The 22,476-nt window shown below is 32.6% G+C and carries 23 protein-coding genes; 5 read left to right on the forward strand and 18 right to left on the reverse strand.

Annotated features, from left to right (window positions below; translation table 11 throughout):
- Positions 1-20 precede the first annotated feature (20 nt).
- Positions 21-1,070 (reverse strand): aspartate-semialdehyde dehydrogenase, encoded by a 1,050-nt coding sequence (locus tag AC1RP4_RS05275; protein WP_481761710.1) that lies wholly within the window; start codon positions 1,068-1,070, stop codon positions 21-23.
- Positions 1,071-1,217: 147 nt separating this feature from the next.
- Entirely contained in the window at positions 1,218-1,487 is a 270-nt protein-coding gene (rpsO, locus tag AC1RP4_RS05280; RefSeq protein WP_409022405.1) for a 30S ribosomal protein S15, read from the reverse strand.
- 281 nt (positions 1,488-1,768) lie between these two features.
- Between rpsO and rpsT the strand changes: the two genes are divergently transcribed.
- Positions 1,769-2,023 carry a 30S ribosomal protein S20 gene (rpsT, locus tag AC1RP4_RS05285; RefSeq protein WP_409022404.1) on the forward strand — a complete coding sequence of 85 codons (255 nt, stop codon included), beginning with the start codon at positions 1,769-1,771 and terminating at the stop codon, positions 2,021-2,023.
- A gap of 51 nt (positions 2,024-2,074) precedes the next feature.
- Here the strand turns inward: rpsT and holA are convergent, their stop codons facing one another.
- From holA to AC1RP4_RS05340, 11 genes are all read right to left on the reverse strand, one after another.
- Positions 2,075-3,100, reverse strand: a complete 1,026-nt coding sequence (holA, locus tag AC1RP4_RS05290; RefSeq protein WP_481761709.1) for a DNA polymerase III subunit delta — start codon at positions 3,098-3,100, stop codon at positions 2,075-2,077.
- A 5-nt stretch (positions 3,101-3,105) separates the two neighbouring features.
- Positions 3,106-5,124, reverse strand: coding sequence for a DNA internalization-related competence protein ComEC/Rec2 (locus tag AC1RP4_RS05295; RefSeq protein ID WP_481761708.1), 2,019 nt, complete (start codon positions 5,122-5,124; stop codon positions 3,106-3,108).
- A gap of 251 nt (positions 5,125-5,375) precedes the next feature.
- Positions 5,376-5,855 (reverse strand): ComE operon protein 2, encoded by a 480-nt coding sequence (locus AC1RP4_RS05300; RefSeq protein WP_409022402.1) that lies wholly within the window; start codon positions 5,853-5,855, stop codon positions 5,376-5,378.
- A 59-nt stretch (positions 5,856-5,914) separates the two neighbouring features.
- Complete coding sequence (locus tag AC1RP4_RS05305; protein ID WP_481761707.1) at positions 5,915-6,520, reverse strand: helix-hairpin-helix domain-containing protein; 606 nt, start codon at positions 6,518-6,520, stop codon at positions 5,915-5,917.
- Between the two features lie 190 nt (positions 6,521-6,710).
- The gene (gene coaD / locus AC1RP4_RS05310; RefSeq protein ID WP_481761706.1) at positions 6,711-7,208 is read right to left on the reverse strand and encodes a pantetheine-phosphate adenylyltransferase; all 498 of its coding nucleotides are present in this window, start codon (positions 7,206-7,208) and stop codon (positions 6,711-6,713) included.
- A gap of 1 nt (position 7,209) precedes the next feature.
- Entirely contained in the window at positions 7,210-7,761 is a 552-nt protein-coding gene (rsmD, locus tag AC1RP4_RS05315; protein WP_481761705.1) for a 16S rRNA (guanine(966)-N(2))-methyltransferase RsmD, read from the reverse strand.
- A gap of 5 nt (positions 7,762-7,766) precedes the next feature.
- Positions 7,767-8,093, reverse strand: coding sequence for a YlbG family protein (locus AC1RP4_RS05320; protein WP_481761704.1), 327 nt, complete (start codon positions 8,091-8,093; stop codon positions 7,767-7,769).
- A gap of 18 nt (positions 8,094-8,111) precedes the next feature.
- Positions 8,112-9,290, reverse strand: coding sequence for an FtsW/RodA/SpoVE family cell cycle protein (locus tag AC1RP4_RS05325; protein WP_481761703.1), 1,179 nt, complete (start codon positions 9,288-9,290; stop codon positions 8,112-8,114).
- Between the two features lie 397 nt (positions 9,291-9,687).
- Entirely contained in the window at positions 9,688-11,535 is a 1,848-nt protein-coding gene (gene typA, locus AC1RP4_RS05330; protein ID WP_481761702.1) for a translational GTPase TypA, read from the reverse strand.
- A 165-nt stretch (positions 11,536-11,700) separates the two neighbouring features.
- Positions 11,701-12,474: an inositol monophosphatase family protein gene (locus tag AC1RP4_RS05335; protein WP_481761701.1), complete on the reverse strand. Its 774-nt coding sequence runs from the start codon at positions 12,472-12,474 to the stop codon at positions 11,701-11,703.
- A 12-nt stretch (positions 12,475-12,486) separates the two neighbouring features.
- Positions 12,487-12,765, reverse strand: coding sequence for a UPF0223 family protein (locus tag AC1RP4_RS05340; RefSeq protein WP_481761700.1), 279 nt, complete (start codon positions 12,763-12,765; stop codon positions 12,487-12,489).
- A 238-nt stretch (positions 12,766-13,003) separates the two neighbouring features.
- Here AC1RP4_RS05340 and def point away from each other — a divergent pair, with 238 nt between their 5' ends.
- Positions 13,004-13,552 carry a peptide deformylase gene (gene def, locus AC1RP4_RS05345; RefSeq protein ID WP_409022787.1) on the forward strand — a complete coding sequence of 183 codons (549 nt, stop codon included), beginning with the start codon at positions 13,004-13,006 and terminating at the stop codon, positions 13,550-13,552.
- A 75-nt stretch (positions 13,553-13,627) separates the two neighbouring features.
- Here the strand turns inward: def and AC1RP4_RS05350 are convergent, their stop codons facing one another.
- Positions 13,628-14,107: a hypothetical protein gene (locus AC1RP4_RS05350; RefSeq protein ID WP_409022393.1), complete on the reverse strand. Its 480-nt coding sequence runs from the start codon at positions 14,105-14,107 to the stop codon at positions 13,628-13,630.
- Between the two features lie 229 nt (positions 14,108-14,336).
- Here AC1RP4_RS05350 and AC1RP4_RS05355 point away from each other — a divergent pair, with 229 nt between their 5' ends.
- From AC1RP4_RS05355 to AC1RP4_RS05365, 3 genes are all read left to right on the forward strand, one after another.
- Positions 14,337-14,555 carry a DNA-directed RNA polymerase subunit epsilon gene (locus tag AC1RP4_RS05355; protein ID WP_409022392.1) on the forward strand — a complete coding sequence of 73 codons (219 nt, stop codon included), beginning with the start codon at positions 14,337-14,339 and terminating at the stop codon, positions 14,553-14,555.
- Positions 14,552-16,228 (forward strand): ribonuclease J1, encoded by a 1,677-nt coding sequence (gene rnjA, locus AC1RP4_RS05360; RefSeq protein ID WP_409022391.1) that lies wholly within the window; start codon positions 14,552-14,554, stop codon positions 16,226-16,228. The genes AC1RP4_RS05355 and rnjA overlap by 4 nt, the downstream gene beginning before the upstream one ends.
- A 118-nt stretch (positions 16,229-16,346) precedes the next feature.
- Complete coding sequence (locus AC1RP4_RS05365) at positions 16,347-17,294, forward strand: diacylglycerol/lipid kinase family protein (RefSeq protein ID WP_481761699.1); 948 nt, start codon at positions 16,347-16,349, stop codon at positions 17,292-17,294.
- A gap of 42 nt (positions 17,295-17,336) precedes the next feature.
- On the opposite strand, the gene recD2 is transcribed toward AC1RP4_RS05365, so the two are convergent.
- The 4 genes from recD2 to mnmA all read right to left on the reverse strand — a co-directional run bounded on the left by recD2 (position 17,337) and on the right by mnmA (position 22,383).
- Entirely contained in the window at positions 17,337-19,796 is a 2,460-nt protein-coding gene (gene recD2, locus AC1RP4_RS05370) for an SF1B family DNA helicase RecD2 (RefSeq protein WP_481761698.1), read from the reverse strand.
- Between the two features lie 15 nt (positions 19,797-19,811).
- Positions 19,812-20,471 (reverse strand): tetratricopeptide repeat protein, encoded by a 660-nt coding sequence (locus AC1RP4_RS05375; RefSeq protein ID WP_481761697.1) that lies wholly within the window; start codon positions 20,469-20,471, stop codon positions 19,812-19,814.
- 9 nt (positions 20,472-20,480) lie between these two features.
- Positions 20,481-21,137 (reverse strand): histidine phosphatase family protein, encoded by a 657-nt coding sequence (locus AC1RP4_RS05380; protein WP_481761696.1) that lies wholly within the window; start codon positions 21,135-21,137, stop codon positions 20,481-20,483.
- 106 nt (positions 21,138-21,243) lie between these two features.
- A complete protein-coding gene (gene mnmA / locus AC1RP4_RS05385; RefSeq protein ID WP_409022386.1) occupies positions 21,244-22,383 on the reverse strand; it encodes a tRNA 2-thiouridine(34) synthase MnmA in 1,140 nt (379 codons plus the stop codon).
- Between the last annotated feature and the right edge of the window lie 93 nt (positions 22,384-22,476).

The raw sequence follows: 22,476 nt of genomic DNA on the forward strand, positions 1-22,476 counted from the left end.
CTTAATTCACTCCTTTCTTTTTACTTTGGAACTCTTAATAAATCTAATTCATGCAATTTTTCAGCAATTTGAACTGAATTCCATGCAGCACCTTTTAACAAATTATCCGAAACGACCCATAATTGGAAGGCATTATCCTGTTCTAAATCAGCTCTAACACGACCAACAAATGTATCTTTCTTACCAGTGGCATTAATTGCTTGTGGATATATCTGTTGTTCCGGATTATCTTGTAAAACCACACCGGGTGCATCTGCAAGAATATTTTGAATTTGTTTAACAGAAGCATCATGACTTTCAACTTCAAACCAAACAGATTCCGAATGGCTAACAACAACTGGTACACGTACACATGTTGCAGTAACTTGAATATCTTGATTAGACATTATTTTCTTCGTTTCATGAATCATTTTCCATTCTTCATGTGTATAACCTGTGTCTTCAAAAACATCAATTTGTGGTAGTGGATTAAATGCAATTGGATAATGCTTTTTATCACCAGAAGCTGGTAAAATCTTTGCTTCCATCTCTTCGCCATCAAGATAAGCTTGTGTTTCATCTTTTAATTCTTGAATAGCTAAGTTTCCAGCACCACTAACAGCTTGCATTGTTGTAACAACAACCTTCTTTAAACCGTAATTTTTACGAATTGGTTCTAGTGCAACTACCATTTGGATAGTTGAACAATTTGGGTTAGCAATTAGTCCTTTGTGTTCATAAAGTGCCTGTTCATTAACTTCAGGAACTACTAGTGGGACATCAGGATCCATTCTAAACGCACTAGTGTTGTCTACAACAACTGCACCACGTTTAATTGCTTCAGGTGCAAACTTTTTAGATACACTACCGCCAGCAGAAAATAGAGCCAAATCAACATTCTCAAAAGAATCAGATGTTGTTTCTTCTACGATAACATCCTGACCTTTAAATTTTAATACTTGTCCTGCAGAACGTTTAGATGCCAAATATTTAATACTATTGATGGGTAAACTTGTTTCTTCTAGCATTTGAATCATTCGTGTTCCAACAGCGCCTGTAGCACCGACAACCGCAACTCTATATCCGTCCATTGAAAAAAACCTTCTTTTTCTTTATTTGAATCTCAATTATACCATAAAATTTATGAACGTTTTACATTTAACTCACTTATAGTAGACATATCTTAAATTTTAAAAATAAAAAAAGCAAAACTCTTATTAAGAGTTTTGCTTTTAGTTTTAACGACGAAGACCTAAGCGTTGGATCAATTCACGGTAACGTTGAATATCTTTGTTACGTAAATATGCTAAAAGGTTACGACGATGTCCGATTTTCTTCATCAAACCACGTTGTGAAGCGAAATCTTTTTTATGAACGCCGATATGTGCATTCAATTCAACGATATCTGCAGTAAGTACAGCGATTTGTACTTCAGCAGAACCTGTATCGCCTTCTTGACGAGCATATTCGTTCATAATTTCTGTTTTCTTTTCATTTGTAATTGCCATTAGTGTTTCCCACCTTTCTGAATCTAAATGCCTAAAACCGAGTAAGTCGTCGGTGAGACGTCAACAAACTAAGTTAAAGGTTACTTGGAACAAATCTAACCTTACTAAAATTTAGAGTATATTGCAAGTTTTTTATAACTTCTCTTATCTAATTATTACTATCAAGTAAAAATCCTTTACAAGTTTTCATTGCATTAACTAATTTGGTTAGGTATAATAATGGTTGTTGAAATATTTGTTGAGAACCAATAAGGTGATCATGATAAGTGGAGGTGACTTAAATGCCAATTATTCAATCTGCAATTAAACGTGTAAAAACGAATGAAAAAGCAAACGTTAAAAATGCTGCTCAATTAAGCACAATGCGTACTGCTGTAAAGAAGTTTGAACAAGCTAAGACTGCTGGTGCCGATAATGTAGATGCTTTATACAAAGCTGCTATTACTGCAATCGACAAAGCACATTCTAAAGGTTTGATCAAAGAAAACAAAGCTGCTCGTGATAAGTCTCGTATGGCTGCTCGTTACGCTAAATAAGTTTTCAGAAAAATACCCAGTAGATTAATAATCTACTGGGTATTTTTTATTTTATACATCTATACGATTAATTTGAAGCATAAATAATGAGAATAATCCTTCTTGATCTTGTTGTGTCGTCTTCATTGCTTTTTCTAAATCAATTAACGCTAAATAAATTTTCCTCAAATCACTTCTATTAAATTTCTTTATCTTTTGAAGTGCCAACTTAATTCGATAAGGATGCACTTTTAAAACACTAGCTAAATCTCCTTGTGAGTAACCTTTATCTTGCAAAATTTTCACTTGTAATAATAATCTAAATTGTCCCAATAATATTGCATTTATCTTAATTGGCTCTTCATTTTGTAAAATTAAATCATGATACAACGTTACTGATTTTTCAATATTATTTGAAATAACAACATCTACTAAATCAAATATATTTTGTTCTAAAGTTTTAGAAACTAAATTTTCAACAGATGATAATGTAATTCGGTGGGTTTCAAAATTATACAAAAATAACTTTGGCAATTCATTCATGATTGTTGATAATTCTGTATTGGTTCTTTCTAGAAATAATTCCAAAGCGTTTTCATCTATTTCAAATGATTTGTTAGCCATCTCTTGGGCTATAAACTGTCGCGTTGCACGCTCATTTAACGGTTGATTATCAATAACTAGACTAAATTTTTTAAGCATCTTACTAATCTTTTTACGACCATCTAATTCTTTATAAGGCGCAAATATAACTACAATACTTGTTGGTTCCGGATGAGCTAAATAAGATAAAAGACCATCAATATCGTGTTCAATTTTTCTTTTTTTAGTGTCTGACGTTAGAAAAAAAGGATTTTGAATAAAAATTAAGCGCTTATCACCAAAAAAAGGAACAGACATCGCATCATCTAATGCTTTAGCCAACGGAACCTCCTCCATATCATATTTACCTAAATTCATCGTTCTCTCTTCTTCAGGTATCAACTCAGTAAATGCTTTTTTTACATCTTCCATTAAATAAGTCTCATTACCTAAGACAAGATTTACTGGCTTCACATTTTCAAGAGATAACGTTGAAATTATTGCCTGTGAATTCATATTTATCAGCTCTTTTCATTGTTAAAAACTTCTAATTTTTCTTTATAATTTTGAAACTTGCTGATTCTTATCATACCATGCTCTGCTGTACTAACAAACGGTATTCGATATTTTTTCAAAGTATCTAATGTTTCTTGATGTGGGTGGCCATATCTATTATTCTTACCAGCAGAAATCACCGCTAACTTCGGTTTTATTTGATCAATAAATATTGGATCAGTCGCAGTTTTACTGCCATGATGACCTGTTTTAAGAATTGATATTTGTAAATTGGGATATTTTTGAATAACCTTTTTTTCACCAGCTCGGTCCAAATCGCCAGTAATAAGATAGCTATATTTCCCGATTGTTCCAAATAAAACAAGAGAATCTTCGTTTTTTCCTATACCTTGATTAAAAGGATGTAGAATCATCAATTCAGCATCCTGTTTTTTACTATTATCTGTCATAGGTATCACCATTTTAGGCGGTCGAGTAGATTCTATTTTTTTAATGAATTGTGGCAGTTGTTCCATTCCAGATGGAACAATCATTCTATCGACGTCTATTTTGGTTAATATAGACGGAAAATTACCTATATGATCTGCATCTTGATGCGTCAAATATAAATAGTCTATATGACTGATTCCTTTGCTTAATAAATAATTAGTAATAATTTTTTCACCAGAAGTTTGATACTCCTTTCTAGTTCGCCAGCTATCCATCTTAAAATGAACTTTACCGCCTGTATCTACTAATGTAATTTGCCTATTAAACGGCTTTCTTATCAATGTTGAATCCCCTTGACCAATGTCAAAAAAAACGACTTCTTGCCGAATTGGAAAATGGATCCATAGAAATACCATAACATAGAAACTAACTAATATTGCCCATCTTTTAATACACGAAGGATGTAAAAAACATGTTAAGGTGCACATGAAAAATAGCATGCACATATTTAAACTGGGTTTACCAAACGTTATCGTTAATGGTAAACGTGCTAGTTCATCAAAAAAATAAATAAACGTTTTTAATACAGTATTTATCCCATCCATAACAACCTTAAAATGAATCCCAACCATTCCTCCAAAAATTACAATTGGTAGGATTAAGAATTCAAAAATAGGAATAATAAAAATACTAAGTACAATTGATAGAACATTCCACTGATAAACGTTGAAAAAAATAAATGGCAAACTAAATAAGTTTAGCCAAATACCTGATTCAAAAGTACCTTTATTCTCCATAAAGATTAGTAGTAATGACATTAGATAGCTCAACTGACCGCCAAATGTGAACAGTACTTGTGGTTCAATCACCAATCCTATTAACAAAGCGAAACACCAAACCGTAATCCCTTGGACAGGTTTATCAATTAGTTCACAAATAAGTTGAACCATACACATAAAAATTGCACGTCGTAAACTACTAGATTCCCCTGCAATAACTAAATAGCATGGAAGTAAAAAAAGTAATCCTTTGGCTACTGTCTCACGTGGGATTAATAGTCTATTTCCTAACGTTCTTATTAACATCACAAAATAATATACATGTAAACCCGATAAACAGAATAAATGAATTAATCCTAATTGTCTTATAGAGGCTAAATCCTGATTGAATTCCTGAGTCTTATCACCAATTACCAAAGCATTCAAAAATTTATCTAACGGATTGGATAAAGAATTAAAATAACTTTTTAATTCTGCTCGTAATTCATGTAACTTACTTATCACGGATTCAAGCGATAAATTCATGACATTTTTTTCACTATTATTAACTTTTATAATAGTCATACTATTGTAAATTGATTTAGTTCGCATAAAACTTTGATAATCAAACTCGTTTTCATTTGTCGCTGATTTAATTTTTTGTAGCTTAGCATCAACGTTTATAATTTTAGTGTGTTTATTATGTTTAATCTTATTGAGTTCATTTTGTGACTTACAGTTATAAAATCCTCGAATTTTTTGTGAATTAGAAATTATTTGTCCATCAAAACTAACCAAATCACCATTGATTGAATAATCATCAGGGTAAATTTTCACATTAACATTTTGTACCTCTTTTTCAACTACAACTTGCTTCTGGCTTTCCTTCGCATTACTGTAAAAATAAATACCAAAAATTAAAATACAGACACAACAAATATAAAAAGTTATCGAACGTTTTAACGTAATAATTCGTATAAAAATAACGATAGCGAAAATAATCCAAATAGGATTGTAATTTACAACATATAAACTTGTTATTCCAATAACTAACGTCGCAAAAAATAGATCAACTGCTTCAACTGATTTTATTCTGAAAATATTTTATTCAGAACAATTTCTTCAATATAATTTTTATCAACTTTTACTTGCTCAAAAATAACATTATTTCTTTCTAATAGTGATATGGCATAATCATCATTATGATAATTACGTAAATAATATATTTTTTTCACGCCGGATTGAAGTAGCATTTTTGTACACTGTAAACAAGGAAAATCTGTCACATAAATTTCTGAATTATCTGTCGCTGAGCCAAACTTTGCACACTGTAAAACTGCATTCATTTCTGCATGAATCGTTCGTACACAATGTCCGTCTACAAGGTAGCAACCTTCATCTATACAATGTACATCCCCTGAAACAGCGCCGTTATATCCGCCTGCAATAATCCGTTTATCTCTAACAAGTATCGCACCAACAGATAATCTTTCACATGTACTTCTTAATGATAGTAATGCAGCTTGCGTCATAAAATATTGATCCCAAGGAATTCTATTATCAGGCATTTAGGTATTTCCTTCTTTCATTTTTTTATAGTATATCAAAAATAAATCTTTAAAAAAAGTTAGACCGCTAATGAGTCCTTTAGACTTTCATATGTTTTATCACCGATGCCGCCAACTTCTTTTAATTCATCCGTAGTTTTAAACGATTGATGTTCTTCTCTATATTGTAAAATTTGTTCTGCTTTTTTTGGTCCAATTCCAGTCAACCCTTGCAGTTGTTCTTTCGTTGCGGTGTTTAAATTAACCGTTGATTCATCATTCGATTTATCCTGAGTTCCTGTAGTAGACCCTGCATCCATAACAGAAGATCCTTGGGCAGTAGTAGCTGCTACTTTATTTTCTTTTACTTCCCCTTTTGCCGGAACATATATAACCATCTCATCTGTTACTTTTTGAGCTAAATTAATCTGTTTCTGATCAGCGTTAGATAAAAATCCCTCAGCTAAATCGATTACCTGACTAATTCTCATTCCTGTTTTCATTGTGTATATACCTGGTTTTTTTATATTTCCTTTGATATCCACAACGATTTTCCCACCATTTGAGGTTTCTAAATGGCTTGATATATTTTTTTCCGAGCTAGACGACGTACTAGTAATACTATTAACTAACATATCATCTGTTTTGCTACTTTTATGTTGTGTAACTATTGAAAAAATGGTCAATGCTATTACAGATACCACACAAATAATGATAATTTTTCGATATTCAATTCAAATTTTTTTTATTTGATCCATCTTATCCACCTCCCTCTTATATTTAAATACGCAAAAAAACGAATTTCATTTAAAATGAAATTCGTTTTTTTCCTTAAATCATTATCACGTATTTTAATGATGATTCATTTTATTTAAGTTAATCTTCCTTACTAATTACTTCATGACATTTTTTAATCATAGCTACTTTTATATGATTAGGTACCATATTTGAAATATCTCCATCAAATTTAAATATTTCTTTCATTAAACTTGAGGAAATATGTGCGTATTTAGGATTAGCAAGCATCAATACAGTTTCCACTGTTTCATCTAACTCTTTGTTCATCAATGCAATATCTTTTTCATATTCAAAATCCCTATTATTTCTAACACTACGAATAATTATTTTAGCATCTAATTGGTGCATTAAGTTAATCGTTAAATCTGATTCAACACTAACTACTTCTACATTTGCTAATGAAAAGGTAGCTTCACTAATCAAATCTACCTTTTCATCAGCTGTAAACAATGACTTCTTTTTAGTATTAGTCATAACTGCGACAATAACTTTATCAAAAATTTGGCTTGATCGAACAATAATATCTAAGTGTCCATTAGTTAATGGATCGAAACTTCCCGGAAAAACTGCATTCATTTTAGTTCTCCTTTTGATAAATCGTTACCTGTGTAATTCCATAATTTTGTCTCCTAAATAGCCTGAATCCAGAAATATCATCAGGTAAGTTAGCATATTGATCTGTTTCACAAATAATTAAAGCTTGATTATTTAACAACTCGCTGCTATCTATTTTTTTTATCGTATCAATTATTTCTTGGGTCTTATAAGGTGGGTCTAAAAAAACAAGATCAAATGTTTCTTTACCTTTTAATAGTCCAATTGCTTTATCGGCATCTTGCTTATAGACCGTAAACTTATCTTCTTCCTTTGTGATAGCAATATTATCATTAATTGTTTTAATTGCTTGATACTGTCTATCAATTAGAAAAGCATGCGAGATTCCTCTAGAAACAGCTTCGATACTTAACCCTCCGCTACCTGCAAATAAATCTAACGATTTACCGCCATCAAAATAAGGACCAATAATATTAAACACTGATTCCTTAACTTTATCCGTTGTAGGTCTTGTTGCCATACCCGGAACTGCTTTTAATTTTCTTCCGCCATATTCACCTGAAATTATTCTCATATACTTTACTCACTTTTATTTTTAAATTTTTCTTGATCTTCATCTGTTAATTTAAATGCTTTTTCACCCATTCGAGACCCAAAGTCCATATCAATATCAGGGCGATGCGATACTTCTGTCTTTTTAACAAATTTTAAATTTTGAATTTTCTTAATCGTCTCGGGTAGGTCTTCTTGATTCATATAAATGACAACATATTTCATTTTTTTTGAAATATATTGAATAATACCGAATCGTTTCAACTGCTTAATTTGCTTCATATGGTATAAAAACACAATGACACCTTGTCTTTTTTGTATAACTAACTTAGTCCCATTTTCTTCGTCAAGCATTTGATTATGACCCCCTTTTTATTTATTATTTAGTAATTCCTTTTTTCTTAAAGCTGATATATTTAAAACTAAGCCTACACAGAAACTCAAGATAAGCATACTTGATCCGCCATAACTAAGAAATGGAAATGTTACACCTGTTATTGGTAAAACACCTGATATACCACCAACATTAAATACAGTCTGCACTGTCATAAACGTCGCAATTCCATAACAACAAAGTGAATGGAAAGTTTCTTTACTTTTAGAACCAATAAAGATAATTCGTCCAATCATACTGAAAAGTAATATTAAAATAAAAAATACCATCAATAATCCAAGTTCTTCACCTGTAATTGCTAATATAAAATCAGTATACGGTTCTGGTAGATAGCCTCGTTTTTGGATGCTATTTCCTAGTCCTGCACCAAAAATACCACCATTACTTAATGCATAATATGAATTTACCAGCTGTTGTCCAGTTGATTGCTGATATTTAAACGGATCATTGAATCCACTAAATCTTTTAGCCATATATGCTAATGGACCACCAGAATCTGGAGAAACAGATTTTAATTTTGATAATAATATCATTAAAGTACCCATGCCACCAACAGAAATTAAAGAAGTTATTCCAATTGAATACCCACTAGCCAAAATAATGATTAATACTGCACTAAAATTAATAATAAACCCACCCACATCTGGTTCAACCAAAATTAAAATGAGTGGTAAGGCTACTGCAATCGCATAGATAAAACGACGTTTATTTCTACCCTCATAACTTAATTCTTTATTTTCACGGAATGCAACTTGTTGCGCCATAAACAAGACTAAAAAAATCTTGCTGATTTCTGCGGGCTGAATGTTAAAAGAGCCAAAGTTAATCCATCCTGCTGCACCATTAACTGTTTTACCGCTAAGTACTACGTATAAAAGTAGCAGAATGGACACTGCACCAAATAATATTATAAATCCAGAACTTTTAAAAAAATTAACCTTCATTGAATATATAAGGAAAGCAACTAGCAATCCTAAAATGGCAAAAAGCAATTGTTTTTTTAAATATGTCGTTGGATCGCCACCCGCCATTTGAACCTTATATGAACTAGCAGAATAAACCATGACCACACCAATTCCGGATAATATGATATACGGTATAAAAATAAAATAATCAAGATATTGTAATTTTTGTGTTATTCTTTTTAAAATTTGCATTTTTAATCCAACTTATTTCTTCATTTTTTCAAATTTAGTACTAAAGTGTCTATTCGAAGTTACTTCAAGATTCTTTATCTGCTTCTTTTCAGTTTTTTCTTCAAACAGAGCACACTCCAACACAAAATCTACTTCACGAGAAAAACGAACAATTAAGTATCAACTACTTCTTAAAATGTAACATAACCAAGCTAGTAAAATGTATTTCGCTGTTTCCAGATAAATTTATTTATTTTATCTACATTTTCTTGCAAAGTGACCATCACATTTTCTTTAGAAATGTTGTTTTTCATCGATTTTATTCTCTCGTGACTCCTAATAGTATACCATATTACTATTTATCATGATTAAAAAAAAGAGTTGAAAATGAACTTAATCATTTTCAACTCTTTTTAAATTAACCTTTTTTTGAATCTGTTTTATGTTGTTTTTGAGCTTTTTCACGCATATTTGTATCTAAGATACGTTTACGTAAGCGTAAATTATTTGGTGTGATTTCTAATAATTCATCCGTGTTCAAGAATTCCAATGATTCTTCAAGAGTAAGAATAGTTGGTTTCTTGATTGAGGCTGTTTGATCTTTATTAGAAGAACGAACATTACTCATAGCTTTTCCTTTAGTAATATTTACAGAAATATCACGTTCACGGCTACTTTGTCCAACAACCATTCCTTCATAAATATCAGTAGTAGGTGTTACATAAATTGTTCCACGTTCTTCAATACTCATAATTGAATATGTTGTAGCTTTTCCTGAATTAATAGAAACTAATGCGCCATTACGACGACCAGGTTCCCAGTTACGGATAACTGGTTTGTATTCAGAGAAAGTATGATTTAAGATACCGTATCCACGAGTCATTGAAAGGAATTGTGAATCATATCCAATTAAACCACGAGTAGGAGCTGAGAAAGTTAAACGAGTTTGGCCGTTATTACCGGTCTCCATGTTAATCATTTCACCCTTACGTTGAGCCATTGTATCAATAACACCACCAGAATATTCATCAGGTGTATCGATTTGGACGCTTTCAAATGGTTCTTGCATCTTGCCTTCGAATTCACGGTAGATAACTTCTGGACGTGAAACTTGAATTTCATAGTCTTCGCGACGTAAAGTTTCAATTAAGATTGATAAATGTAATTCTCCACGACCTGAAACAACCCAAGCATCTGGAGAATCTGTATCTTCAATTTTCAATGAAACATCAGTATGCAATTGTAATTTAAGACGATCTTCCATCTTTCGAGCAGTAATGTTTTTACCATCTTGTCCAACAAATGGTGAATCATTCGTTCTGAATGTCATTTGTAGTGTAGGTGGATCAATACGCATTAATGGTAATGCTTCTTGATGATCACTTGGTGTTACAGTTTCACCAACGAAGATGTCATCCATCCCTGAAACTGCAATTAAATCACCGGCTTTAGCTTCATTAATTTCAACACGATCTAAACCGAAGAAACCAAAAAGTTTTGAAACACGGAAGTTTTGAACTGAGCCGTCAAGTTTAATAACAGAAACTTGATCACCAACAGCAATTTTTCCACGGAACACACGACCAATACCAACACGACCAACATATTCATTATAATCCAACATTGAAACTTGGAATTGTAATGGTTCGTCACTGTTATCAACTGGTGCAGGAATTGTATTTATAATTGTTTCAAAAACGTCATCCATAGAATGTTTTTGAGTTTCGATATCTGGATCCATACTTGATGTACCATTGTATGCACTAGCATAAATAACAGGGAAATCAAGTTGTGCTTCATCAGCACCTAATTCAATAAACAAATCAAGAACTTCATCAACAACTTCTTGTGGACGAGCACCCATACGATCAATTTTGTTAATAACAACGATTGGTACTAATTGTTGTTCTAAAGCTTTTTTCAAAACAAAACGTGTTTGAGGCATTGTTCCTTCAAAAGCATCAACGACAAGTAAAACACCATCAACCATTTTCATGATACGTTCTACTTCACCACCGAAATCGGCATGTCCAGGTGTATCTAAAATGTTAATTTGTTTGTCGCCAACTCTAACAGCAGTATTTTTTGATAAAATTGTAATACCACGTTCTTTTTCAATATCATTTGTATCCATGGCACGGTCACTAATTTCTGAATGGCCATCCAATGTATCTGATTGTTTTAATAATTCATTAACTAATGTCGTCTTACCGTGATCGACATGGGCGATAATCGCAATGTTACGAATGTCATCTCTTGTTTTCAAGTTTGTTCTTCCTTTCGTTGGAGCCTTAATATTTTTACGAATAATAACTACAGTTCACTATTATAGCAGACAATTAACACACTTACTAAAAGTTTTCATACTTTTTCATAAATAAATCGCATAAAAAAACTGCGACTTGTTAGTCACAGCCACAACGCGATTCTACTAAAAACTATTTAGTAGTTTTAAAATGTCCTCTTGTGCGTTTTCCGTTGCTATTAATACATCTGCTGATTGTAACATATCGAGCTCTAACCCGTCAATTGTTTTCACGGTGATACCAAGAGTTTCCGCCAATATTTTACCGGCTGCAAAATCCCATGGTTTTAAGTGAGAAACATAACCAATTTCTTGTCCACGTAATATGTGAACAAACTCAATACCGGCACTTCCATAAACCCTAGCACCTGAACTATGTTGAACAATTGATTGTAAATGCTTATAGTCCATCATTAACATAGGTGAGCTACAACCTAGCAAGCCATCCTTAAGTGCTATATTTTCAGGCTTTTCAAGTTTTTTATCGTTGGCAAAGACGCCCCTATCTGGCCCACCAGAATATAAAACATTATTCATTACATCCATAATGAATCCCAATTTTCCAATACCGTTTTCATAAATACCAATCATAATCGCGAAATGATCTTTCTGTTTGACAAAATTCATTGTGCCATCAATTGGATCAACAATCCAAACAGTACCATCTAAATTTGTTACATCATCCCCAAAACCTTCTTCACCTAAAATTTTGGCTTTCGGATCAAAGGTACGAATTTTGTTTACTAAAAATTTTTCAGTCTGTTTATCCATATTAGTTACAAGATCAACTCGACTACTTTTTGTTTCAACAGACAATGGATTTCCAAATGCATGAATAATATTTTCACGTGCCTCTGTCAGCCAACTTTTAACCTGATAATTAACCTCATCAATATTCAAATCATAACCTCCCTATTGGTTAATTTTAATAACGTCCCTTGTACTCTCTCTTGCAAATTTCATTGTACGATAAATACTAAAACCTGATTCATCTTCGTACGATCTGCCTATTTGTTTTTCCTCCATTTTGGAAGGAACAATTTTTTTAAACTCACGATAATTATAAAGCAATTCTTCTCGATCAATACCTGTAGAATTTGCTAATTCTATTGCTTTATAGAATTCACTGACAGAGATAATTTCTTCAGTAGTCCAATGTGCTTCTAATGGGTAATCAATTTTATTATTCATAATTTAGTGTGTTAAACTCCCTTTATTTTTACTTTATTTAATTATTGAATTAATTTTCAACTAATACTTTCAATATACTTGAAAGTAATTACTATGTTTCATTTTACAGCAATCCATTAAAAACTAAAAGAAATGAAACATAACTATTAATTTTCAAATGGCCTACAGATATGATTATTTTATGCTACAATGTACCGTAGAATATTAATTTGGAGGTACTATTTTGATTAAAATAACAATGAAAAATATCATTCGTGAAGGTAATCCAATTTTACGAAATCGTTCAAGCGAAATGACTTTTCCGCTTTCAGATGATGATAAACAACTCGCACATGATTTAATGGAATTTTTAGAGAATAGTCAAAATGAAGAAATAGCTGAAAAATATCATCTACGCGCAGGTGTTGGCTTAGCAGCTCCGCAATTAGCAATTTCTAAACGAATGACTGCTGTCTTAATCCCTGGCCCAGAAGGTGAAGAGCCCACACTTAAACAAGTGTTAATTAATCCTACTATTTTAAGTCAGTCAGTTCAAGTTGCTGCACTTTCAGAAGGTGAAGGTTGCTTATCAGTTGATAGAGATGTCCCTGGATATGTGCCAAGAGCTGATCGGATTACACTTCGTTACTTTGATATCGAAGGTACACAACATAAAATCCGCTTGAAAAATTATGAAGCAATTGTAGTCCAACATGAAATTGATCATTTAAATGGTATATTATTCTTTGATCATATTAATACTGACAAACCATTTGCTATACCGAACGATGCTATTATGCTTGAATAAATAACTAAAGAGTTTCTCCAATAATTAATTTATTGAAGAAACTCTTTTTATTTCACTTTAAACATACTGTTTGAACTATACCTTTTTTAAATCTTTAGTATACATAATTGTCTCAACATTAACCAAATGTGCTACCTCTAAATGTAAAATACCGTCTAAATACCAAAGATCTGTTACTTCAAATGCCGATTTTGCTTCGACACTTTTTTTAACCAGGTTCATCATTTCAAATTCTTCAAATAAATTGAAAAAAATGTTTCTTATTTTCCCGATATTCTCTTCTGAAGGAGACTTCATCTGAAATTGATACTCAAATACCATGACCCTCTTACCCCAAACCTTTGAAACAATTTCTGTAACCCTTAGTATTTCAGAATTAATACCATATTCATTACCATGTAGTCTATTTAAAGCAAATTCAACCGCATTATCTGTAATAAGTTTGCTTTTATTTTTAAGAATAGTAATCTGTCTATTTCTTTTCAGACGGTTATAATTTAAAATTATGATGATCATTAAAACCACTACAGTCACTATTTTAACTACCAACCACATTTATAAAACACCACTCTTCCTTATACGATAACTTTTCATAATTATAACATGTCTGTTAAATTTTATCCTTTATAAGTCTATTCAAATCGGTCTATTCTATACTTAAATAATAATATATGATAAAATATAAATTATATGTTGTGCAGACAACCCCCAGTTCGGTTTCTAATTTCCATTTCAAATCATTTTAACCAAAATGATATCAATTTAATTTAAAGGAGTTTTACAAATGATTTTTAAAGTTTATTATCAAGAAACACAAGATAGAAATCCACAAAGAGAAGAAACAAAATCACTTTTCCTTGAAGCAAGTTCTGAAATTGAAGCTCAAAGTATTGTTGGTCACCAAACAACACATAACATTGAATTCATTGAAACATTATCAGATAAAGCTTTAGCATATGAAAAGGAAAACCCTACATTTAAAATGACGGAGTTTTCTGAATGAAAAAGATAAATGTTAAAAATAACGAGACTGGTGTTTTTGCAGTCGGCGGATTAGGTGAAATTGGTAAAAATATGTACGGCATCCAGTTTCAAGATGAAATTATCGTCGTCGATGCAGGAATCAAGTTTCCGGAAGATGAGTTATTAGGAATTGATTACGTTATTCCTGATTTTCAATACTTAGTTGCCAATCAACAAAAAATTAAAGCATTAGTTATCACCCATGGTCATGAAGATCATATTGGTGGTATTCCCTATTTATTAAAACAAATTAATGTCCCAATTTATGCTGGACCATTGGCTTCAGCATTAATCAAAGGAAAATTAGAAGAACACGGGTTACTTGCCACAACAGAAATGCATGAAATTGAAGAAGATACTGTTCTTAAATTCAGAAAAACGAGTGTGTCGTTCTTTAGAACAACTCATTCAATTCCTGATACTTTAGGTGTCGCAATCAAAACGCCATCTGGTAACATTGTAGTCACTGGGGACTACAAATTTGATCTAACACCTGTTACTAATCAGCCGCCCAACCTTCAAAGAATGGCTCAACTTGGTGCTGATGGTGTACTTTGTCTACTATCTGATAGTACAAATGCAGAAATTCCTAATTTTACAAAATCAGAAAGATTCGTTGGTAAATCAATTCGACGAATTTTTGAAAAAGGTGAAGGCCGCATTATCTTTGCTACTTTTGCTTCAAATATTTCCCGAGTACAACAAGCTGCTGAAGCTGCTGTTGCCAAAGGCCGTAAAATCGCTGTCTTTGGACGTAGTATGGAGGCAGCAATTGTTAACGGACGTGAATTAGGATACTTAAATATTCCAGATGATGCCTTAATTGATGCACGTGATATTAATTCATTACCCGCAAATGAAATTTTAATTTTATGTACGGGATCACAAGGTGAACCAATGGCAGCTCTTAGCCGTATCGCTAATGGGACTCATCGTCAGGTTTCTATTCAACCTGGTGATACTGTTGTTTTCTCAAGTTCTCCAATTCCTGGTAACACAATCAGTGTAAACCACGTTATTAATGAACTTTCAGAAGCTGGAGCAACTGTTGTCCATGGTAAAGTAAATAATATTCATACTTCTGGTCATGGTGGCCAAGAAGAACAAAAATTAATGCTCAGTTTGATGAAACCTAAGTATTTCGTCCCTGTCCATGGTGAATATAGAATGCTTAAAATTCATACTGGATTAGCTGAACAAATTGGCGTTCCAAGAGAGAATAGCTTTATTATGGAAAATGGTGATGTCTTAGCTCTAACTAGTGATTCTGCTCGAATTGCTGGTCATTTTGAAGCTGATGATATTTATGTCGATGGTTCAGGAATTGGTGATATCGGTAGCGCTGTCCTAAATGATCGACAAGTCCTTTCTGAAGAAGGCCTTGTTGTTGTCGTTGCAACGATTGACATGAAAAAACATGAAATTCAAGCAGGACCAGATTTATTATCTCGTGGATTTGTCTATATGCGCGAATCAGGAGAATTAATTAATCAAGGTCGTCGTCGCTTATTCCGTGTCATGAGTCGCTTATTAAAAAATGATAAAATTACAGAAGCCATGATTAATGATGCAATCGTTGATGACTTACAAAAATTCTTATATGAACAAACTGAACGTAAACCAATGATTTTACCAATGTTAGTTATCGTTTAACAAAAATAGCTCAATATTCTAATTAGAATATTGAGCTATTTTTATATAATCAAAATTTATCTTTAAATCCTTTTAAATTTTAGTTATAATTATTAGTATTAATTAAGGAGGGAAGTTCATGAATCAATATTTCATTATCGTTAATGAGTCTGCTGGAAGTGGTCGTGCTAAACAAATTTGGCAATCTATTGAAAAAAAATTAATTTCTCAAAATGTCTATTTTAAGGCCCATCTGACAGACTATATTGGTCATGCTTCCCTTCTAACGGAAAATTACGCCAGACATTATCACCCCATCGAAACAGACAATAATCAAATTATACTAGTTATTGGCGGCGACGGTACTTTAAATGAATGTATCAATGGTGTTAAAAATGCGAACACATTTGATATCCCAATTGCCTATATTCCTGCAGGATCAGGAAATGATTTTGCTCGAGGTGTCGGTATCCCCAAATCTCCACTTGTAGCTCTTGAACAAGTATTAAACACAACTTCACCTAAACTATTAAACTTAGGTGTCATGCACGAATTATCACGGCATGAAAAAAAATACTTTATAAATAATGTTGGCGTAGGTTTCGATGCGCAAATAGTAAGTATCGCAAATCAATCAAGTTCAAAGAAACTATTGAATAAACTTCATCTAGGATCGCTTACTTACTTAAGCGCCCTATTAGGAACTTTATCAAGACAAGCTGCATTTCCCATAACTGTCCGGGTGAATGGCCATCAAGAATTTTATCAAAATGCCTTTCTTGTAACAACATCAAATCATCCCTACTTTGGTGGCGGTGTTCCAATTTTACCAATGGCAGATCCGACAAAAAATAATTTAGACTTAATTATCATTGAAAAACCTAGTGCACTAAAATTAATCTATCTAGCCATTTTACTGAAATCTGGTAAACATATTAACCAAAAAGGTGTTCACCATTTTACATCAGATAAAATTAAACTTTCCGTTGACTCTTTAGAGTACGGTCAAATGGATGGTGAAGACCTAGGAACCCGTTTCTTTGAAATTGAGTATAGCGTCTTATCATACCCATTTTGGATTAACTAAAAAGCCTATATATCTCATTTAATTGAGATATATAGGCTTTTTCTATGGTCGGCTATTCTCCATTCCAATCATTGGATCAATTGAACCATCCATAATATTGTCGTTAGTTAAAATAAATTTTTCAATTAAAGTTGGAACAGGCGGAGCTATTTTAATAGATTTTTTAGCTAGTTGGCTCTCTTTAATCGAATCATCAACTTTTTTAATATCACCATCAAAAATCTGTTCAATTCGTAATAATAACGTTGTTTTTCTATTGGCTGATTCATTCTCAACACATTCTTCAAATGATTTTTCTTCGCCAAGCAAAATCAATAACTGGCTAGCACGGGTAATTGCGGTATACAGTAAATTACGTTTAAGCATTCGCTTATACTGCGAAACCATTGGCAAAATAACCATTTTAAACTCACTACCTTGAGACTTATGAATAGATGTGCAATATGCCAAAGTTATTTTTTGCCATTCATTTCGCCTGTAAGTCACTTCTGTTTGATCAAAAGCAATAACTAGTTCGTCTACCTTATCTTCGCTATCTTTGGCCAATGTAATTCCTACAATCTTACCTATATCTCCATTAAAAACATTATTTTCAGGACTATTAACAAGATGTAACACCTTGTCACCAATTCTAAATTTTTGATCTCTAAAAAGTACTTCTTTTTGTCTACTATTTTCAAGTGGATTCATAATATTTTGTAACATTTCATTTAAACGATTAATTCCCGCCGCACCTCGATACATTGGTGCCAGAACTTGAATATCACTTGAAGTGAACCCTTTATTCTTAGCTCGTTCAACAACCTGTTTAATAATTGATTCAACTTGAAATTCACGACTCGCGAAAAATGAACGATCCTTTTGATTCTGTGTAAAATCAGCAGGTAATTCACCTTTTTTTATTGAATGTGCGAGTGAAATTATTGATGACCCATCACCTTGACGATAGATATCCGTTAATTCTTTTCGCTCAAGATAGTCACTTTTCAATAAATCATAAAATGTTTGCCCAGGACCAACAGAAGGCAATTGATCTTTATCACCTACAAAAATGACTTTCATATCTGTAGGTATTGCATTCATTAATGTATTCAATAAATACGTATCAACCATCGACATTTCATCGATAATTAATAAGCCACCTTCTAAATCTTTCGTTTCAACATCATTATTCGATTCTCTTCCAGTTAGTCCTAAGAGTCTATGGATTGTACTGGCAGGTAATCCAGTCGTTTCAGTCATTCTTTTTGCTGCTCGCCCAGTAGGTGCAGCTAAAAGAATAGGAAATGTTTGTCCTTCTCCATAACTACTAAGATCGAGCGAAAAGTCATTTAATTCCGCAAATAACTCCACGATACCATTAATAACGGTTGTTTTACCCGTTCCTGGGCCACCTGTTAATAAAAATATCTGTGAATTCATAGCCGCCCTAATGGCATTAATCTGTGACTCACCATAATTCATATCAAGTTTTTTTTCAATCTTACGAATTGCTTTATCAATATCTTTTTCTGCTAACTTACCTTTTTCTTGCCCCGATGAAAGTAATCTTTTTAAATGTTCAGCAATTTGGTATTCTGCATGATACAGATTTTTTAAATAAATACGCTGTTCATCACCGACAACGAGTCCTGATTTAGCTAAATTAATGAGTTCTTTTGAGATTGCCTCAGGGTTTATTCTGACTCTTCGACTACTCTCTAATAATCGTAAAGATGCTTCCAACAACGGCTCTGCAGTCGCATAGGTATCGCCATCTTGTTGACATAAATCATTGATACTTTGCAAAATACCTGCTTGTATTCGACCTGAAGAATCAGCTGCAAATCCTAATTCTCCAGCAATTTGATCTGCCTTTTTAAAGCCAATATTTTCAATATCATTTACTAGTTGATATGGATTTTCTTGAATAATTTCAAGGGTTTTTTCTTTATAAGTTTGATAAATAGTTGCGGCTAATTGACTACCAAATCCAAAACCATTTAATCCAATAATAATTTGTTCCATCCCATTATTTACTCGAACAGTCTCTAATATTGTTGTTTTCTGCTTGTTTGATAATTCTAATGAATCAAGTACAGTATCATCTGCTAATATTTTATCAATTGTTTTCGTTCCTAACTTTTCAACAATTGATTCCGCAGTCTTTTTCCCAATCCCTTTAAATTCTGAGCCAGATAGATAGGTAATAAGCCCCATTTTTGAAGTAGGTGTTTCATTTTGATAATTACTCGTTTGAAATTGTTTCCCATATTTGGGATGCTCAACTTGTTGACCATAGAAGCGGTACGTAGATTCCTCTTTAATGTCAGCAAAATTACCAGTAACAACAACCTCATCTTCAGGCCATTCCAAATTACTTTCAATACTGTGAATTAGAATCACTTTATAAAAACTATCTTGGCTTTGAAAAAATATGGTTGCAACCTTACCAACCAAGTAAGCTTGTGTTTCATCACTTTGAGGATCATCATTAAATAAATTTAGTTTCTGAACAACCATTATTTCACATCCTCTTTATTTATCACGTAATTTTATAAACGATTCTATTTCACTTAATCTTTGTTTTTGTGCCTCAAAATAGGCCTGATTGGCTATTTTTGAACGATCAAAATAAGTATTGAATTCAATTCCTAAAACCATATTAGCTAAGCCTCGTTGAAAATTAGCCTTTGCATTATTTTCATCTATTTTAAGAACTAAGTCATAATATTTACCAGCATTTTCAAACTGACCCAATGCTAAGAAAATATCGCCAATTAATTCGTTGGCGTCCATATTTTTAGGATTTATTTCTTGAGCCGTAATCGCAAATACTAATGCTTGTTGATACAGCTCTTGAGCCATATATGATTGTGCTAACATTAAAAAAGCTGTTTCTTTCAACTTTTGATTAGTTACTTTTTGAAATGATTGAATTGCTTCAGAATACAGTTCTGCCTCGTAAAACACGTTACCAAGACCATATTGTAATAAATCAACTTGTTCATTTTTCTCATCAAAATATCCAATAGCTTTTTTATACAGTTCTTCCGCCTGAGGGTAGTCTTTTACTTTTGTTAAATAACTACCTAATTCATAATAAGCCGTTTGATTATTAGGTTCTTTTTCAACCTTTTCAACTAATTGATGAATAATATGTTTTGATTCTGCTTCTTTTTCTTCTCTCTTACCCATTATTACTCCTTAAACGACATCACTTTCATCGCGTATTCTATCCAAATAACTAGTATCATTCCATTTAACTAATTTAAATTCGGTTCCATTTTGTGTTTCCAAAATAGTCGTACTAGTATTCGATAAGCCACCTTGTTTACGGAAGTCTTTCAGCGGTACTCCTAATAAATCGTGAATCAAGGCACCAAGCGCCGCACCATGACTAACAATGATAATATTTGCATCTATTTTATTTTGGTCAACAATTTTTTTAATTGTTGGAACCATCCGCTTTAATAAAGCTTGAAATGTTTCGCCATTAATATTTTTAGGATCATATTTATCGGGATGATTACGGAAGGCATCGAGTTCCTCAGGATACTGAACAGCCACATCTGTAAACTTCATGCCTTCCATTTTCCCTAAATGAAATTCTTCTAAGTTATCATTCAAAATAACATCCAAATTTTGGTTTAGGCCTGTATTAATTAAATTTGCTGTGTCCTTTGCACGCTTAATAGGACTTGAATAAATAGCATCAAATTTTATTGATTTAAGTGCTTTGATTAATTGTTGTATTTCTATGTAACTTTGTTCAAGTAAGGGTGAATCTCCATTCGCACCTTGGTATCGTCCCTCAAGATTCCATTCTGTTTTGCCATGTCGAATAAAATATATATTAGTCATCAGTCAATAAGACCCCTTCGTTTTTTCATCTCTATTATATTATGCCACAAATATAAAAAGGCACAAACAAAATATTTGTTTGTGCCTTAACTATTATAAATTCAATTTAAACATATTGTAATTGTTTTGATCCCTCAGTTGACTTTTTAAATGCAGCGTCAATGATACCACTACCTAAGCATTCTGCGCCATCGTAAAAGACAACAGCCTGTCCAGGTGTAATAGCACGTACTGGTGCATCAAATTCAACTGTAGCTTCTGTACGGTCATCATTTAAATGAACCGTCACACCAACATCAGTTTGACGGTATCTAAACTTAGCAGTGATATGGAAATCATTGCCAAAGCGATCGATTGGTGCCATAAAACTTAACTCTGATGCTTCAAGATAATCGGCATAAAGTAAATCATTATGGTAACCTTGTCCAACAATCAATGTATTTGTTGCTAAATCTTTACCTACAACGAACCAAGGATCGTTACCTTCACCCGTACCACCAATACCAAGACCTTTACGTTGACCAATTGTATAATTCATAAGACCATAATGCTCGCCCATTTTTACACCGTCAACAGTCATCATATTACCCGTTTGTGCTGGTAAATATTCACCAAGGAACTTTGTAAAGTTTCTTTCGCCGATAAAACAAATACCTGTTGAATCTTTTTTCTTAGCAGTTGAAAGTCCAGCTTCTTCAGCAATTCTTCTAACTTCTGGTTTTTCAATGTTTCCAATTGGGAACATAACTTTTTGAATTTGTTTTTGTGATAATTGACTCAAGAAATAAGTCTGATCTTTGTTACTATCATCCCCACGTAACATATGCATAATACCGTCAGCATCTTGCTCAACTTGTGCATAATGTCCCATTGCGATGTAATCAGCATCAAGTTCCATAGCATAATCGAAAAATGCTTTAAACTTAATTTCTTTATTACACATCACATCTGGATTTGGTGTCCGACCCTTTTTATATTCATCCAAGAAATATGTGAATACGCGATCCCAATATTCTTTTTCAAAATTAACGGAATAATAAGGAATTCCAATTTTGTTTGCTACTTTAGCAACATCTTTGTAATCTTCTGTTGCAGTACAAACACCCATTTCGTCCGTATCGTCCCAGTTTTTCATGAAGACACCAACTACATCATAACCTTGTTGCTTTAATAAATAAGCAACAACTGATGAATCGACGCCACCACTCATCCCAACAACGACACGAGTTTTACTATTATCTGGCATACTATCACCATCATTTCAATTAGATTCTGAAAAAATCTACGATTTGAAGGTCGCACTATTTCAGTAAGTACTATTATACCAATAATATATACT

The organism is Dellaglioa sp. CoH-56-MRSF-10 (assembly GCF_056782175.1).